Origin of the sequence: Namhaeicola litoreus (genome assembly GCF_042679565.1) — a bacterium.
GTDB lineage: Bacteria > Bacteroidota > Bacteroidia > Flavobacteriales > Flavobacteriaceae > Namhaeicola > Namhaeicola litoreus.
Map to the genome: position 1 here is coordinate 1,211,283 of NZ_JBHTMY010000002.1, position 17,214 is coordinate 1,228,496.

Below are 17,214 nucleotides of genomic sequence, written 5' to 3' on the forward strand. Positions count from 1 at the left end.
ATTCTTATAAATCCTTTAGTTTTTTAAAAAGACGTAAATTTACTAGACTTTATAAATAATTATGAAAAGTAAAATATTGTCCAAGTTACCTAATCATCTTAAGACCTTTATCGTAGATCAGCATTATAATAATTATACAGCGCAAAATCACGCCGTATGGCGTTATGTGATGCGCAGCAATGTTGCCTATCTGAATAAGGTGGCACATCAATCTTATCTCGAAGGTTTGGAGAAAACAGGTATATCGATAAATAAAATACCGAAGTTGGAAGATATGAATGCCATCCTTTCTAAGATAGGATGGGCCGCTGTAACCGTTGATGGATTTATACCTCCTAATTCATTTATGGAATTTCAGGCCTACCATACATTAGTGATTGCTGCCGATATTAGAACTATCGAGCATATTACATATACCCCTGCTCCAGATATTATTCATGAAGCAGCCGGACATGCCCCGATCATTGCTAACCCTGAATATGCCGAATATTTAAGACGTTTTGGTGAAATAGGTGCAAAAGCGATTTCTTCTGCTAAAGATGATGAATTGTTTGAAGCCATCAGACATTTGTCTATTATTAAAGAAGATCCTAATACGGAAGCGTCTAAAATAGAAGAAGCGGAAGCCAGAATTGACGTGATCTCAAAAACAATGGGTAAGCCCAGTGAAATGGCCAAAATTAGAAATTTACATTGGTGGACAGTAGAATATGGTTTAATTGGAACAATTGAGGCTCCAAAAATATATGGTGCAGGTTTGTTATCGTCTATTGGAGAAAGTAAGCTGTGTATGAGTGATGAGGTTAAAAAATTACCTTACTCTATAAAAGCAGCAGATATTGAATTTGATATTACAAAACCTCAACCACAGCTGTTTGTAACGCCAGATTTTGCTCATTTAAGTCTAGTACTAGAGGAGTTTGCCAATTCGATGGCATTGCGTAAGGGTGGACTTGAGGGAATTCAGAAACTAATTAACTCCAAAAATTTAGGCACCATAGAATTAAATACTGGAATACAAATTAGTGGAGTTTTTTCTGAAGTAATAGAAGATGAAGGTAAAGCGGTTTATTTCAAAACCGCCGGACCCACGGCACTCGCTTTTAAAAACAAAGAAATAATTGGTCATGATAAAGAGTACCACGCAGATGGTTTTGGTTCTCCAGTCGGTAAACTCAAAAGAATCAATTTAGCCATTGAGGATATGTCGCCCACCGATTTAGAAGCTTATGGGATCTATGAAGGAAAAACTGTTGTATTAGAATTTAAAGGAGGTATTACGGTAGAAGGAGAAATTATTACAGGAAAGAGAAATTTACAAGGAAAGATAATCTTGATCTCATTTAAGAATTGTTGGGTAAAACACGGAGAAAGTATTCTATTTCAACCTGATTGGGGGATTTATGATATGGCGGTCGGTGCAAAAATCCTCTCGGCATATGCCGGTGTAGCAGACCCTGGAAGTTTTGGATTAAGGTTTGAATCGCCTAAAGAAAAGACTCATAAAATTCAATATTCTAATAAGGAACAAAATTTACATGGCTTATATTCTGAAGTAAGAAAGATTAGAGAGAAGAAGAATCTTGACAATAAATCAATTTTAGAACTTGAAAATATATTTTTGACATTAATAGCTGAATATCCAGATGATTGGTTACTATCCCTCGAAATATTTGAATTAGTATTTAATTTGGAAGTACCCTTAAAAAATCAGGTTTTAGCGCATTTAAAAAATCTTGCACTAAAACCCGAATTTAAAAATTTAATTGAAAGTGGACTTTCGTTAATAAAATAGTTAGAGTTGGGTAACCCTTAAAGTATTTACCATTCCTCTGGCCGAAACAGGCATCGAACTTAAGTTGATCACAAAATCATCTTTTTCGGCATACCCTTTTTCTAAAGATATCTTATTTATTTCTTCTACTGTATCATCCGTACTGATCAATCGATCATAGTGATAAGCTTTTACACCCCAAAGTAAATTAAGCATGGCTAAAATCCTTTTATTATCAGAAAATGCCAAAATATTCGACTTTGGTCTCCAAGCAGAAATTTGAAACGCAGTATATCCACTATGGGTTAAAGTGGTGATAGCTGAAGCTTCTATTTTATCTGCGAGATAGGCGGCTTGTTGACAAATTGATTTTGTAATAAACCGTTCATTTATACATTCTACCGTTGAGATAGGGTTTACAATAAGTTCTGAATGTTCAACACTTTGAATGATTCTTCTCATTACGTTAATCACTTCTAACGGATATTTACCTACAGAAGTTTCACCCGAAAGCATGACAGCATCTGCACCGTCCATAATAGAGTTTGCCACATCATTCACCTCTGCTCTCGTAGGCACCGGACTTTCGATCATCGATTCCATCATTTGCGTAGCAATGATCACCGGAATTCGATTTTCTTTTGCTTTTTTCACTAATTTTTTCTGTACAATAGGCACTTTGTCCATTGGAATCTCAACACCCAAGTCTCCTCTGGCAACCATTAAACCATCACATTTTTTTACGATTGTATTGATGTTTGTTACAGCTTCGGGCTTTTCAATTTTAGCAATTACGGGAATTCTATGTTCAGGAGATTCCTCTGCAATTAAATCGTGGATCAGGTCTAGGTCTGATCCATTTCTCACAAAAGATAAAGCAATCCAATCTACTTCAAGTGAAATAGCAAAAGACGCATCTTTTCTATCTTTTTTGGTAAGCGCTGGCAAAGATACTTTTGTGTTAGGAAGATTTACTCCTTTTTTGGATTTAAGTGTACCATTTCTAAGAACTTTTGTTTTTACCTCCTTTTTCCCATCAGTTTCTAATACTTCAAACAATAATTTACCATCGTCAACCAAAATATGTTCTCCTGGTTTAACATCTTTTGGAAACTTCTTATATGTCATAAAAGCTCTTTCAGAATTTCCCTCGCATTTTTCTGTTGTAAAAGTAAAAATATCCCCTTTTTTTAGGTCAGAATTTGGTGCCATGACACCCACTCTTAACTTAGGGCCTTGCAAGTCGGCAAGAACCGCGACATTAAATCCGCGTCTTTCGTTTATTTCTCTTATGGTTTTTACATTCTCTGCAATCACATCATAGTCAGCATGTGAAAAATTAATTCGAAAAACATTTACTCCGGCAACCATCATGTCTTCCATCATCTCTTTCGAATTAACCGCTGGCCCCAATGTGGCTACGATTTTTGTTTTTTTACGCATTCTCATATTCCTGTAGTTTGTTTTGTTCTTATTGATAAATAAAATCGGGATTTGTTTCAAAAATCAGGTTGTCCCGTGATTTCAGATCGTTAGGATCTATAGCATAAAGCGTCACGATCTGATTTATAGTTTTAATTTTTTGAATTATTTCTTTCGTTTCTTCATATGATAACTGACCATCCATTTTAAGAAAAAAATCGACTCTTTTTTTTTCAGGAATTAAAAAGGATTGAATTGGTTGATCATCAAAAAGATTTCCAATTTGTCTCAATTCAGTCTTGGCTTGAATATTTTTATTGGCAATCAAAGACCAAGTTGTCATTTTTTTTTCATCATCAAAAATATAGATCGAAAAACTACTTTTTTCATTTTTCAAGAACAGATCGAGATCTTCTCTATACTTTCTTAGCTTTAATTCTAATTTGTCATTTAATAAAAAGGCGAGTCTAAAATCTTCTAAGGGAGTATAGATGCCAAACAGAGTATAGTCGTGGTCATACTCAAAATCTATTGCTAAAATTTTTGACATATAATTCCTTTAAATGGAGAGATAAATTACACAAAATTAACAATAGTTCCATACAAAATTCAATATGAGGCTATGTTAACTAAAAATTTATCATTGTTCGATTAGATGCTGCAGCTTATAAAAGGCGCGTTTTGACGCTATTTCTTCAGCCTTTTTCTTTGATGTGGCTCTTCCCTTAGAAACCATTTCATTGTCTATAAATAATTTGACACTAAAATGTTTTAACACATCATTACCTGTATCTTCGTAAACTTGATACTTAATTTTCTTTTTATTTTTCTGGCACCATTCAATCAAGAGGCTTTTATAACTGGTTATTTTTCCTTCTAACTTTTCTATATCCACATAGGGTTCTATTACATTTCTGTAAATGAACTTTTCACAAAAGCTATAGCCTTTATCTAAATGAATTGCTCCAATAAAAGCTTCGAATAAATTGCCATAAATATTATCTCCAAAATTTTGATTTGGAATTGTTGAATCTACAAATTTCTTTAATTCCAGATCTTTCCCCAATTCATTCAGATGTTCTCTACTTACTATTTTTGATCGCATTTGTGTAAGGGTTCCCTCATCTGCATTGGGCATTTTTTTAAAAAGATAATTGGCTATCACTGAACCTAGTACAGCATCTCCTAAAAACTCTAACCTCTCATAATTAATAGGATGACCATTTTTATTGGTCTTTTTTAATGAGCTGTGGGTGAAAGCCTCTTTGTAAAATTCAAGATTCCTTGGGCGGTATCCCAAAATCTTCTTCATCAAAAGAAAAAACTCTTCATCCTGTTCAGAATGAGAATGAGTTATTTTTTTGATAAAATTCATCGCGTATTATTAGTCGCTTAATTTTTTAAATAAGATGCAAGCATTGTGTCCTCCAAATCCAAAAGTATTGCTCATCGCCATTTTAACTTCGCGTTTTTGCGCTTTATTAAATGTAAGATTAAATTTAGGATCAATTTCATCATCATCAGTAAAATGATTGATGGTTGGTGGTACAATCTCGTTTTTTATGGCCAAGATGGAAGCTATGGCTTCAATCGCACCTGCAGCTCCGAGCAAATGCCCCGTCATTGATTTGGTGGAATTAATATTTAATTTGTATGCAGATTCGCCAAAAACATATTTAATAGCTTTTAATTCTGCTACATCACCAAGGGATGTTGAAGTACCATGCATGTTAACTGCATCAACTTCTTCTGGTTTTACACCGGCATCTCTCAAACAATTCTCCATAACACTTTTTGCACCAAGTCCTTCAGGATGGGGCGCAGTAATATGGTGTGCATCAGCTGATAGTCCACCGCCAATAATTTCAGCATAAATTTTTGCACCTCTAGCTTTTGCGTGCTCATACTCTTCTAAAATTAAAGCGCCTGCACCTTCTCCTAGAACAAATCCATCACGATCTTTATCAAAAGGTCGAGAGGCAGTTTTAGGATCATCGTTTCTTGTAGAAAGAGCGTGTAAAGCATTAAAACCACCTATTCCTGCCATGGTAACAGCAGCTTCTGAGCCTCCGGTGATAAATGCGTCGCAATACCCTAAACGGATATAATTCATCGCATCTATGATGGCATTTGCCGATGAAGCACAAGCACTTACAGTTGCAAAATTTGGTCCTCGTAACCCGTATTTAATAGAGATTTGACCAGGAGCAATATCTGCAATCATTTTAGGAATAAAGAATGGATTGAATCTGGGTGTCCCATCTCCTTTTCCAAAATCTAGTACTTCGTTCTGAAAAGTTTCTAATCCACCAATACCTGCTCCCCATATTACACCAACTCTGCCAGTGTCCATTTTTGTAAAATCCAAACCTGAATCAGCAATTGCTTCGTCAGAGGCCACCATGGCATATTGGGTAAATCGATCCATTTTACGGGCCTCTTTCCTGTCTATAAATTCTTCGACATTGAAGTTTTTTAGCTCACAGGCAAATTGCGTCTTAAAAAGTGTCGCGTCAAAGTATGTAATTGGTGCAGCACCACTTACCCCATTCACAAGGCCATTCCAATAATCGTTTAAATTATTACCGATTGGGGTTAATGCACCCATCCCCGTTACAACTACTCTTTTTAACTCCATGAAGAATTAGAATTTTGGTTATAAAATTAGAAAACTACGGAATTTGACTTAAAAAGCCAAAATCCGTAGTTATTTTTATTTGTGGAAATTCTTATTTTTTTGCTCCCTCAATATAGCTTACAGCTTGACCTACAGTACTGATGTTCTCCGCTTGATCATCAGGAATCTGAATGTCAAATTCTTTTTCAAACTCCATGATTAACTCTACAGTATCCAATGAATCCGCTCCTAAATCATTTGTAAAGTTAGCCTCATTAGTAACCTCATTTTCGTCAACGCCTAATTTATCAACGATAATGGCTTTAACTCTTGATGCAATATCTGACATAATTGAAAGTTTTTAAATTAATATGACTGCAAAAATAATAACTTTCAAATTAATTACGCTCTTCACACGTAAAAATTTGATAGTTGAAGATAATTAAAAAGATTTAATTTTGCATACTAAATAGTTGAAGGGATGTTTTTTTCTCTTTTTCACAAGGAATTTTAGAATGAAAAGAATAGTCATATTTGCCTCTGGATCTGGGACAAATGCAGAGAACATCATGAATTACTTCAATAATTCGGATGAAGTTGAGGTAACACACGTGGTAACGAATAATGCTGAAGCATATGTAATTGAACGTGCAAAAAAGTATGAAATTCCAGTAAAAATATTGCAAAAAGGAGAGTTGAGATCGGAAGAATTTCAAACATTTTTAAAGAAAAATGCGGATTTCATAGTTCTTGCCGGATTTTTGATGAAAGTTCCCGATCAAATTATCGCAGATTTTCCATCTAAAATCGTAAATATTCATCCTGCTTTATTGCCAAAATATGGAGGAAAAGGAATGTATGGTATGCACGTTCATGAGGCGGTTGTAGAAAATAAGGAAAGATTTTCTGGTATTACTATTCATTATGTAAATGAGCATTACGATGAAGGAGCGATTATTTTTCAGCAAAGTATAGAAATAGAACCTAATGATAAACCAGAAGATGTGGCAAATAAGATCCATGATTTAGAGCAAGCGTATTTTCCTGGTATCATAGATGAATTGATTCAAAAGATATAGTATGGTTCATTTATATACAGATGGTGCATGCAGCGGAAATCCTGGAAAAGGAGGTTATGGAATAATTTTAGAGTGGGTTGGTAAACCATATCGAAAGGAATTCTCTGATGGTTTTAGGCTCACCACTAACAATAGAATGGAATTAATGGCAGTAATTGTCGGTCTCGAAAAGTTGATCATTCCAGGAACAGAAATTCTCGTTTTTTCAGATTCTAAATATGTTGTAGACGCAGTACAAAAGAACTGGTTATTTAATTGGGAAAAAAAATCTTTCAAGGACAAAAAGAATGAAGACCTCTGGAGAAGGTTTTTAAAAATATACAGACAACATAAGGTTAAATTTGTATGGGTGAAAGGGCATAATAATCATCCTCAAAATGAAAGATGTGATGAGTTGGCTGTAGAAGCTGCTCAAAAAACCAATCTAAAAGTTGATAAAGAATTTGAGAAAATTTATTCTTTGTAATGTGGTTTTTACGATGCTAAACCTATTCTTCGTTTAGTACACAAGTCATTAATACATTATTGTTTCTATCGTAAAAAGACAAATTTTCATTTTCAATTTTATAGTAAGAAATCTCATTTAAACTATTGGTAAAGGCATTCTCAACAGTCATATCTGCACACATCTTTCTTGTCATTCCAATTCTCGACATTCCAATTTGGGCGAAATCAAAAGTACCTGTACCCGGTTCAAATGTGCCAAAAAAATTGTTGCATCCAGCAAAACCAGATACTTTACCTTCTTCATTATCAATTTTTATGGTTGGATTTCGCTGAAATGAAACAACTCCTTTTAGATAGGTCACTTTCCAATCGTTGTATAAAGATATTTCTTCTTCAGTTTTCCTTTTTCTCAAAACTTCTATCAAAGTATATTTTAATGAAGATCCATCTGCGGGAGGATTCTTTATTTTAGTTTCTTTTACTTTGATTAAATATTCAAAACCTTCTTCGTAGTCAAAACCATCTATCCTTCCATAAAAATTTGACCAAGGGTCAGTTTGTTTTTCGCGAATCAGCATACATTTCTGCGGCGCTACGCCTACACAGTCAACCAGATGATCGGCTACATAAAAGGTTTTTGTTTTAGCTGAAACAGGAATAGCAAAAATAATACTCAGAAATAGGACAGCGGTTTTCATAAATCTAATTTAGTTTAAGACAACATCGTTTTTGCCTTTTTAACGGCTTCTACAAAGATATCAATTTCTTCTTTTGTATTGTAGAAGGCGAAGGATGCTCTAATAGTTCCAGGAATTTTATAAAAATCCATAATAGGTTGAGCACAATGATGCCCCGTTCTAACTGCAATTCCAAGCTTATCTATAATACTGCCAATATCATAAGGATGTATATTTTCAATATTAAAGGAAATAACACTTGCTTTATTTGTTTCTGGACCATAAATTTTAAGTCCTTCAATCTCTTTTAACCTTTTTGTACCATAGTTTAGCAATTCATTTTCATAAGCTGCAATATTTTCTAGCCCGATACCATTTAAATAATCTATAGCGGCTCCAAACGCGATTCCCCCTGCAATATTGGGTGTGCCAGCTTCAAATTTGTGCGGCAAATCAGCATAAGTTGTCTTTTCGAAAGTCACTTCACTGATCATTTCGCCACCACCCTGATAGGGAGGGAGTTTGTTTAACCAAGACTCTTTACCATACAGAATGCCAATCCCAGTGGGTCCGCATAACTTATGTGCAGAGCAAACATAAAAATCACAATCTAAGGCTTGGACATCTGGTCTTAAATGAGGTGTGGCTTGAGCCCCATCAATCAATACTGCAGCACCAACAGCATGAGAAAGATCGATTATTTCTTTAATTGGATTAATCGTTCCAAGTGCATTGGATACGTGATTGACAAAAACTAGTTTTGTTTTTTCTGAAAGCATCGCTCGGAAATTATCCATTTCCAGTTCACCTTTTACATTCATCGGAATCACTTTTAAGGTGGCTCCGGTCTTTTCACAAAGCATTTGCCACGGTACGATATTGCTGTGATGCTCTAGTGCGGAAACAATAATTTCATCATGAACGCCTAAAAGATCAGAAAATCCATTGGAAATCATATTTATTCCGTGGGTGGTACCTGAAGTAAAAATAATTTCATAGGCTTTACTCGCATTGAAGTGTTTCTGTAATTTTATCCGTGCATTTTCAAATAGATCAGTCGCTTCTTGACTTAAAATATGTACACCGCGATGAATATTCGCATTGTGATTGCTGTAATAATCGACTAAACAATCAATGACCTGCTGAGGTTTTTGAGAAGTGGCGGCGTTATCAAAATAAACAAGAGGTTTCCCATTTACCTTCCTCTTTAAAATGGGAAAATCTTCTCTAATCTTTTCTATATTTAGCATATTTTCTTTAGAATGATTCTAAATACAAAGATAATAAACATATACCTACTGTTTTTAAATTGACAAGAATTATTCTCATTTTTGCAAATTATATTTGAGTGATCATGAAAAAGAAATTTATAGCTATTTTATTTTTGACCGTTGGGGCACTAACATATCTCATACTGTCCTATTATCCCAGGCTAACTATTGTTACGGGATTTAGTGCCAAGAGCGTGGCCAGTGGTATATTTTTTGCCAATCGATCACAAGCTTCTATCGAGGAGGGTGACAATGATTTTTCTCTTTTGCCCATGGCGGAAAACGAAGTGGACTTTGAAGAAAGAACTGTTAGATCTTCAATAATTAATTTTAAGAACAGAAAGGCGGTTTATAGAGATGGGTTGGGAGCTACCCTCTTGCCAGAAAACCCCAGTGGATCTGGTAATATGCTTAGGCCGAACAGGAAGCGAAGTAAAGTAAATCTACCTTATCCCTATGGGGATCTGCCTCAAAAGGACACTGTTTTTGGAGAAATTGATCAAGAAAAGCTCGTCTCAGCGATCAATAATGCATTTGATCAGGTTGAAAAAAGAGAGAAAGGAACTCGTTCTGTACTTGTGGTTTATAAAGATCAAATTATTGGGGAAAAGTATGCTGAAGGATTTGATGAAAGTACACCGATTTTGGGTTGGTCTATGACAAAAAGTATTACGGCAACTATTTATGGCATTCTTCAAAAAAAGGGAAGGATCAACATATATGAAAAAACAGGTGTTGCTGAATGGCAAAATGACGCTAGAGCTCAGATTACTTTTGACAATTTGTTGCAAATGAATAGCGGTTTAGAATGGAATGAGGATTACGCTGACATCTCTGATGTTACGAGTATGCTCTACGAGGCCGAGGAAATGGGTAAAGTTCAATTGGAAAAGCCCCAGACAGGTAAGGCTGGCGAATCTTGGAATTACTCTTCCGGCACGTCCAATTTATTAGCGGGTTATTTGTTGCGAAATATTTTACAAGATCACCAGACTTATCTCGATTTTTGGTATGCTGAATTACTAGATAGAATTGGAATGCATTCAGCACTAATAGAGACTGATTTTCATGGTAATTTTGTAGGATCTTCTTACGCCTGGGCAACCACAAGAGATTGGGCAAAATTTGGTTTACTTTATTTACACCAAGGAAACTGGAATTGGGAACAAATTTTTGATCCAGAATGGGCAGATTATGTTTCCACTCCAACAAATGGTTCAAATGGTAGGTACGGCGGTCATTTTTGGCTTAATGCTGGCGGTCATTTTCCAGATGTGCCCAGAGACATGTATTCTGCCAATGGGTTCCAAGGCCAGACTGTTGCTATTATACCTTCAAAAGATTTGGTAATTGTCAGAATGGGTTTGGTAGAGGATCCGGATTTTGATTTTAACCATTTTTTATCTGAAGTAATAAACTCGATCAAATAATTTAAAGGATTAGATTTAACTTCAGGTTTTCTAAAATTATAAAGCTTTATACTCAGAAAACCTAAAAACATCTTACATGTGGTATTCAATGTTTTAATGAGGTGCAATTATAACAATACCAAGTGCAGATTTCAAGATCAACCTTAGCATCCCCAAAAAATCAAATTATTATAAAGGATAGTTCTTTTACTATATCTGAAGATCGAGGTCAACTTTTAATTTTTTTGCAATCAATTTTGAGACTCTGCTTTTAAGTGCAGGAATTTTGATTTTGGTAACCACATCATTTCCAAAAGCAAAAAGTAACATCGCTTTGGCTTCTTTTCTTGGAATTCCTCTGCTCTGCAAGTAAAACAAGGCCTTTTCATCTAATTGCCCGATGGTACAGCCATGTGAACATTTTACATCATCAGCAAAAATTTCGAGTTGAGGTTTTGCATTTATCGTTGCTTTATCTCCTATGAGTACATTGTCATTTTGCTGGTAAGCATTTGTTTTTTGTGCTAATCTGTCTACATAAACTTTTCCATTAAACACACCTGTAGATTGGTCATCATAGATGCCTTTGTACATTTCATGACTTTCGCAATTTTCATGTTTGTGATGAACAAGTGTATGGTTGTCTACGTGCTGTTTTCCTTCGATAATAGTAATTCCATTTAAATGGGAGGTTATTCTCTCACCTAAATGAGTAAATTCCAAATTATTTCTAGTCAATTTTCCGCCAAACGAAAAGGTATTCACAGAAGCAATACTACTTTCCTTTTGTTGAACATAGGTGTTATCTATTAAAGAGGCATTCAAATTATCATTTTGTAATTTATAATAATCTACAATGGCGCGTTTATTCGCAAAAATCTCTGTTACAGAATTGGTTAAAACCACATTGTTAGAGAGGCTCTGGTGACGCTCAATAATTTGTACATGTGCATTTTCTCCTACAACGACTAAATTACGAGGTTGAAGCATTAGTTCCTTTTCGTTTCCTGTAGAGAAATAAATTATTTGAATTGGCTTTTCGAGTACCGTATTTTTAGGGATATTAATGAAAGCACCTTCTTTTGAAAAAGCTGTATTTAAACAGGTTAAACTCTCATTTTTTGATGCAGCTTTTCCAAAATAATGATCGATTACCATTTTATATTTGGGCTGTTTAAGGGCTGAGGATATCAAACAAACATCACCTTCTTCATGAGTTGTTTGAGATAAAAAGGAACTATAAACACCATCGATAAAAACCACACGGTAGGTATCCATTTCATGTAGAAAATATTGCTTGACATCTTTAAATTCTACAGCATTTTCTTGATCGGAAAATACACTAAAATCATATTTTAGCAGGTTGTTTAAAGAAGTGTATTTCCATTCCTCATCTTTTTTCGTAGGAAAACCTAATTTTTCAAATTGAGCAATCGCTTCCGTTCGCAATTCGTGAACGTTAGAATCCAAATCGATATTTCCTCGATTTTCGAACGCCATAAATGAGGCCACTAGTTTATCTTTTAAATCCATTTTTCAATACTTAAAAATATTTGACCAAACGTAGGTCTTCAATTTATTTTACCCAATCATAACCTTTAGCTTCTAGCTCATTGGCTAGTTCTTTTTCTCCTGATTTTACTATTTTTCCATCGTACAAAACATGCACAAAATCAGGAATGATATAGTCTAAAAGTCTTTGGTAATGAGTAATAACAATGGTGGCGTTTTCTGAAGTTTTTAATTTGTTAACCCCATTTGCAACAATTTTAAGCGCGTCAATGTCAAGCCCAGAATCAGTTTCATCCAAAATAGCCAATTTTGGCTCTAACATGGCCATTTGAAAGATTTCATTTCTTTTTTTCTCACCACCAGAAAAACCTTCATTAAGGGATCTAGATAAAAACTTACGATCCATTTCCAGCAATTCAGATTTTTCTCTTATCAACTTAAGCATGTCTTTGGCTGGAAGTTCTTCTAATCCGCGAGCTTTTCTATTAGCATTTATAGCGGTTTTGATAAAATTTGTTGTTGTAACACCTGGTATTTCAATGGGATATTGAAAAGATAAAAACACTCCTTTATGAGCTCTTTCATCTGGAGATAAGTCTAAAATACTTTCTCCATTAAATAAAATATCGCCTTCAAAAACTTCGAAACTTTCGTTTCCGGCAATCACAGAAGAAAGTGTACTTTTTCCAGACCCGTTAGGACCCATAATGGCATGAACTTCGCCCGGTTTGATAATTAAATCAATTCCTTTTAAAATTTCTTTATCGCCTATACCGGCATGTAAATTTCTAATTTCTAACATGTTATTTGATTTCAATTCTATAGATTATCCTACTGACCCTTCTAAGGAAATTTCCAATAATTTTTGTGCCTCCACAGCGAACTCCATAGGGAGTTTGTTAAGTACTTCTTTGCTAAAACCATTAACAATCAAGGCAATAGCTTTTTCAGTATCGATTCCTCGCTGATTACAATAAAAAAGTTGGTCTTCACCAATCTTGCTCGTCGTTGCTTCGTGTTCTATATGAGCCGTTTTATTCTTTGCTTCGATATAAGGAAAAGTGTGAGCACCACAATTGTTACCCATTAAAAGTGAATCGCATTGAGAAAAATTTCTTGCATTTTCTGCTCTTGCATTGATCTGTACCAATCCGCGATAAGAGTTTTGCGACTTTCCTGCAGAAATTCCTTTGGATATAATGGTACTCTTTGTGTTTTTACCCAAATGGATCATCTTGGTTCCTGTATCAGCTTGCTGAAAATGATTGGTTACGGCAATGGAATAAAATTCTCCGACCGAGTTATCTCCTTTTAATATACAACTAGGATACTTCCAAGTAATGGCACTTCCTGTTTCGACTTGTGTCCAGGATATTTTTGCATGATCATGACATATTCCGCGTTTGGTCACAAAATTATAGACACCGCCTTTTCCTTCGTGATCTCCTGGAAACCAGTTTTGTACGGTTGAATATTTAATTTCGGCATCGTCTAAGGCGATCAGCTCAACAACGGCAGCGTGCAATTGATTTTCATCTCTTGAAGGAGCAGTACAACCTTCCAAATAGCTCACGTAACTTCCTTTATCTGCTATAACCAAAGTTCTTTCAAATTGGCCTGTTCCTCCTTCATTTATTCTAAAATAAGTAGAAAGTTCCATAGGGCATTTTACACCTTTTGGGATATAGCAAAAAGAGCCGTCCGTAAAAACAGCAGAATTCAAAGCGGCATAAAAATTATCCGTTTTAGGAACGACTGATCCTATATATTTTTTGACTAAGTCAGGATGTTTTTGAATGGCCTCCGAAATTGAACAAAAGATAATTCCTTTTTCGGCCAAGGTTTCTTTAAAAGTAGTAGCCACTGAGACAGAATCTACAACAATGTCCATCGCAACTCCCGTAAGCTTTTTTTGCTCGTCAATAGAAATTCCAAGCTTTTTAAAGGTTTTCAGCAATTCAGGATCAACCTCGTCTAAACTGTTTAATGTCTTTTTAGGTTTTGGTGCGGAAAAATAGCTAATAGCCTGAAAATCCGGCTTTTTATAATTGATGTTTGCCCATTCTGGCTCTTCCATTGTTTGCCAAAAGCGAAACGCTTCCAAACGCCAATCAGTCATCCATTGGGGTTCGTTCTTTTTCGCAGAAATGGCTTTAATCACATCTTCATTAAGTCCTTTTGCAAATGTTTCCGATTCAACAGCTGTATAGAAACCATACTCATAATCTTTGGTTTCTAATTCTTTTTTTAAATCGTCTTCTGTGTATTTATTCATGTCTTAATTGCTGAGATTTATGTTGATTTGGATTTATAGAGAAAAACTCTCTCCACAACCGCAAGTTCTTTGAGCATTCGGATTTTTAAATACAAATCCTGTTCCGTTTAAACCACCCGAATAATCTAGGGTTGTTCCAACTAAGTAGAGAAAACTTTTCTTATCTACAATAATTTTAACGCCATTGTCTTCAAAAACTTTATCTCCTTCCTGAGTCTGGTTGTCAAATTTTAGCTCATACGATAATCCGGAACAGCCACCACTTTTCACACCAACTCTAACAAAGTCTTTTTCAGCATTGTAGCCGTCTTCTTGCATAAGATCAACCACTTTTTTCTTTGCAATTTCTGTTACTTGTACCATGGTAAATAGAATTATTCTAAATAATTGCAAATATATAACAATCCCCCGAATTGTTAACCAATTCAACATTTTTCCTAAACAAAAAATTTGTTCTCACTATTATTTCTTGTCCAACACAATAAGTAGAATTCAATTCCGTTTCGGTTATTAACAATTTCACAGGATTGTTAACAACTTTTTAAGAAATGCAATAAGTTCATCTAAATCAATCAAATGTAGTTACTTAATTAGACTTTAACATTCTGAAAAACAATAACATAACAAAATGAAAACCGTAAACCCTCTATCGGTTCGAGAAATGAGAACAGCGATTCCTGTTACAACTTACAAGTTGAAACAGGTTTTTGTGGTTTATGATGTTAATAACAATTAACCAAAATTGTATGAACAATTTGAATTCCCTTGACAAGTTAAATAGAACCTTTATGAAAAGGAGAAAGACTAATATAAACCGAAGATCGAAACAGATATATTTGTTTTTGATTCTACTTTTTGGATTTATAACCCTGACTTTTGCTCAGGTGACTGGAGATTATAGGTCCATTGGAACAGGCAATTGGTCAAATTTATCTTCATGGCAGCGCTTTAATGGGACCACTTGGGTGACACCAACTGCAGGACAAGGATATCCTGGTCAAAATGCAGGCACGAATAATGTTTATGTACGAAGTGGGCATACAATTACGCTAAATGTAAATGTTAATAATAGTTTCAATTCATTGACTATCGGGGATGAAACCGGAGTAACGGATATATTAGCTCTTGGCGCGGACAGATTTTTAAATACTACTTTAGTTACGATTAGAAGCGATGGATTTCTTCAATGGCTCCCAAATCAAAATCATATATTTTCACTACCGGCTGGTGCTGAAATTGTCATTCGAACGGGTGGTCAATTGGATATAAGTGGCAATTGTAGTGCGAATAGGAGAATTAGAATCGGGAATGACGATATTGCAATATGTAATCCCAACGCAAACAATGCACCAAATGATTTTCAAGAGGTTATGGATGCGGGCGGTACGGCAAATCTAGTTGATACAGATGGGGATGGTGTTAAAAATTATATCGACGTTGATGACGATAACGATGGAATTTACGACACAGTAGAATTGGCGAATTGCAGTCCAACAAGTCTCTTTATCACCCGAGAAATATTTTTTGAAGATTTTGGCGTAGCAGAGGGTTCTAGTTATGCTAGTTCCTTTATCAATTATACTTATCAGCCTATTTCTGGCTCTTATACTAGCGGGCAAGATGTTGGGGACGGAGAATATACTATTTACAACAACATTCAGGCAACTGCAAGTTGGGCGCCGCAATATTGGCAGTCGGTTGGTGATCATACTACGGGTACAGGTAACATGGGAATTTTCAATGCGAGTAATCCGGGTGGAGAATTTTACAGAAGAACACTATCTGTAGTGGATATTTCTGTCCCAATTGATGTTTCCTTTTGGGCTTTGAATCTGGATAAGACTCAAGCACCAAATGCTGGCTCTCGACTTTTACCAAATATCACCGTAAATTTTGTACAAAATAATGTAATAGTTCAAACATTTAATACGGGAAACATCCCTCAATATCCAAATGGAAGTTCTTCAGCATGGAGAAATTATCAATTTTCTTTTACACCAACTGCATCGGATCCAGTTACACTTGTACTAGTAAACAATATAAGTCCAGGTTTGGGTAATGATTTGGCTTTAGATGACATATTAGTTACTCAATCTTTTTGTGACCAAGATGGAGATGGCATCATAAATTCTCTTGAAATAGACAGTGACAATGATGGGTGTAACGATGCCAATGAAGCATATGCAAATCCAAATGCAGACGGTGAAGCGACAGATAATGATGGCTTGGGGTACTATGGAACCGGTAATCCTCCTGCTGTAAATTCGTCGGGTGCAGTAATTGCCGCTTCATATCAAACACCTGCAGATGGGGACAATAATTCAATTTTTGATTACACCGAATTTGGAGTTATACCAGTTATTTCTGCCCAACCAGTAAGTCAGATTTTTTGTGACAGTGGAACTGCAAATTTTAGTGTTACTTCTTCAGGTACAAATTCATATCAATGGCAAAGAAGCACAAATGGAGGCTCCTCATTTACAAATTTAAATGAAGGAGGAAATTATTCAGGAACAAATACAAATACATTAACTGTCAGTAACGTGACCAACGCTATGAATAACCATCAGTTTCGTGTGGTAATTCAGAATTCAGCCTATGTCTGTGGGTCAACTACATCCAATGTTGCTTCAATAACGGTCAATACAACACCAGCAGTACCTACATTGAATACGACAGCAGCGACATGTTTAGCAGCTGGCTCAACAACGATTACGAATTACAATGCTTC

Annotated in this window: 15 protein-coding genes and 1 pseudogene; 5 read left to right on the forward strand and 11 right to left on the reverse strand. The window is 35.3% G+C overall.

The window, feature by feature from the left end; translation table 11 throughout:
* The first annotated feature begins 61 nt into the window (after positions 1 to 61).
* Entirely contained in the window at positions 62 to 1,795 is a 1,734-nt protein-coding gene (locus ACFQ39_RS07150) for an aromatic amino acid hydroxylase (RefSeq protein ID WP_377177492.1), read from the forward strand.
* Here the strand turns inward: ACFQ39_RS07150 and pyk are convergent, their stop codons facing one another.
* The 5 genes from pyk to ACFQ39_RS07175 all read right to left on the reverse strand — a co-directional run bounded on the left by pyk (position 1,796) and on the right by ACFQ39_RS07175 (position 6,162).
* The gene (pyk, locus tag ACFQ39_RS07155; RefSeq protein WP_377177494.1) at positions 1,796 to 3,223 is read right to left on the reverse strand and encodes a pyruvate kinase; all 1,428 of its coding nucleotides are present in this window, start codon (positions 3,221 to 3,223) and stop codon (positions 1,796 to 1,798) included. It lies immediately after the preceding gene.
* Between the two features lie 22 nt (positions 3,224 to 3,245).
* Positions 3,246 to 3,746 (reverse strand): IPExxxVDY family protein, encoded by a 501-nt coding sequence (locus ACFQ39_RS07160; RefSeq protein WP_377177496.1) that lies wholly within the window; start codon positions 3,744 to 3,746, stop codon positions 3,246 to 3,248.
* Positions 3,747 to 3,836: 90 nt separating this feature from the next.
* A complete protein-coding gene (gene rnc, locus ACFQ39_RS07165) occupies positions 3,837 to 4,571 on the reverse strand; it encodes a ribonuclease III (protein ID WP_377177498.1) in 735 nt (244 codons plus the stop codon).
* A gap of 9 nt (positions 4,572 to 4,580) precedes the next feature.
* Positions 4,581 to 5,834 carry a beta-ketoacyl-ACP synthase II gene (gene fabF / locus ACFQ39_RS07170; protein WP_377177500.1) on the reverse strand — a complete coding sequence of 418 codons (1,254 nt, stop codon included), beginning with the start codon at positions 5,832 to 5,834 and terminating at the stop codon, positions 4,581 to 4,583.
* Positions 5,835 to 5,925: 91 nt separating this feature from the next.
* Positions 5,926 to 6,162 carry an acyl carrier protein gene (locus tag ACFQ39_RS07175; RefSeq protein ID WP_377177502.1) on the reverse strand — a complete coding sequence of 79 codons (237 nt, stop codon included), beginning with the start codon at positions 6,160 to 6,162 and terminating at the stop codon, positions 5,926 to 5,928.
* A 166-nt stretch (positions 6,163 to 6,328) separates the two neighbouring features.
* Between ACFQ39_RS07175 and purN the strand changes: the two genes are divergently transcribed.
* Complete coding sequence (purN, locus tag ACFQ39_RS07180; protein ID WP_377177504.1) at positions 6,329 to 6,892, forward strand: phosphoribosylglycinamide formyltransferase; 564 nt, start codon at positions 6,329 to 6,331, stop codon at positions 6,890 to 6,892.
* Between the two features lies 1 nt (position 6,893).
* On the forward strand, positions 6,894 to 7,358 hold the full coding sequence (rnhA, locus tag ACFQ39_RS07185) for a ribonuclease HI (RefSeq protein ID WP_377177506.1): 465 nt from the start codon (positions 6,894 to 6,896) through the stop codon (positions 7,356 to 7,358).
* A 22-nt stretch (positions 7,359 to 7,380) separates the two neighbouring features.
* Here rnhA and ACFQ39_RS07190 read toward each other — a convergent pair whose 3' ends face one another.
* The gene (locus tag ACFQ39_RS07190) at positions 7,381 to 8,037 is read right to left on the reverse strand and encodes a DUF4377 domain-containing protein (RefSeq protein WP_377177508.1); all 657 of its coding nucleotides are present in this window, start codon (positions 8,035 to 8,037) and stop codon (positions 7,381 to 7,383) included.
* A gap of 14 nt (positions 8,038 to 8,051) precedes the next feature.
* Positions 8,052 to 9,266: an aminotransferase class V-fold PLP-dependent enzyme gene (locus ACFQ39_RS07195; RefSeq protein WP_377177510.1), complete on the reverse strand. Its 1,215-nt coding sequence runs from the start codon at positions 9,264 to 9,266 to the stop codon at positions 8,052 to 8,054.
* A 104-nt stretch (positions 9,267 to 9,370) separates the two neighbouring features.
* On the opposite strand from ACFQ39_RS07195, the gene ACFQ39_RS07200 reads away from it, so the two are divergent.
* The gene (locus ACFQ39_RS07200; protein WP_377177512.1) at positions 9,371 to 10,717 is read left to right on the forward strand and encodes a serine hydrolase domain-containing protein; all 1,347 of its coding nucleotides are present in this window, start codon (positions 9,371 to 9,373) and stop codon (positions 10,715 to 10,717) included.
* 189 nt (positions 10,718 to 10,906) lie between these two features.
* Here ACFQ39_RS07200 and sufD read toward each other — a convergent pair whose 3' ends face one another.
* The 4 genes from sufD to ACFQ39_RS07220 are packed head-to-tail and all read right to left on the reverse strand — an operon-like array spanning position 10,907 to position 14,846.
* On the reverse strand, positions 10,907 to 12,229 hold the full coding sequence (gene sufD, locus ACFQ39_RS07205; RefSeq protein WP_377177514.1) for a Fe-S cluster assembly protein SufD: 1,323 nt from the start codon (positions 12,227 to 12,229) through the stop codon (positions 10,907 to 10,909).
* A 43-nt stretch (positions 12,230 to 12,272) separates the two neighbouring features.
* Positions 12,273 to 13,010, reverse strand: a complete 738-nt coding sequence (gene sufC / locus ACFQ39_RS07210; RefSeq protein WP_377177516.1) for a Fe-S cluster assembly ATPase SufC — start codon at positions 13,008 to 13,010, stop codon at positions 12,273 to 12,275.
* A gap of 24 nt (positions 13,011 to 13,034) precedes the next feature.
* Positions 13,035 to 14,483, reverse strand: coding sequence for a Fe-S cluster assembly protein SufB (gene sufB, locus ACFQ39_RS07215; RefSeq protein WP_377177518.1), 1,449 nt, complete (start codon positions 14,481 to 14,483; stop codon positions 13,035 to 13,037).
* 33 nt (positions 14,484 to 14,516) lie between these two features.
* A complete protein-coding gene (locus ACFQ39_RS07220; protein WP_377177545.1) occupies positions 14,517 to 14,846 on the reverse strand; it encodes a HesB/IscA family protein in 330 nt (109 codons plus the stop codon).
* Positions 14,847 to 15,271: 425 nt separating this feature from the next.
* Between ACFQ39_RS07220 and ACFQ39_RS07225 the strand changes: the two are divergent.
* Positions 15,272 to 17,214, forward strand: a pseudogene (locus ACFQ39_RS07225) (hypothetical protein); the annotation flags it as partial.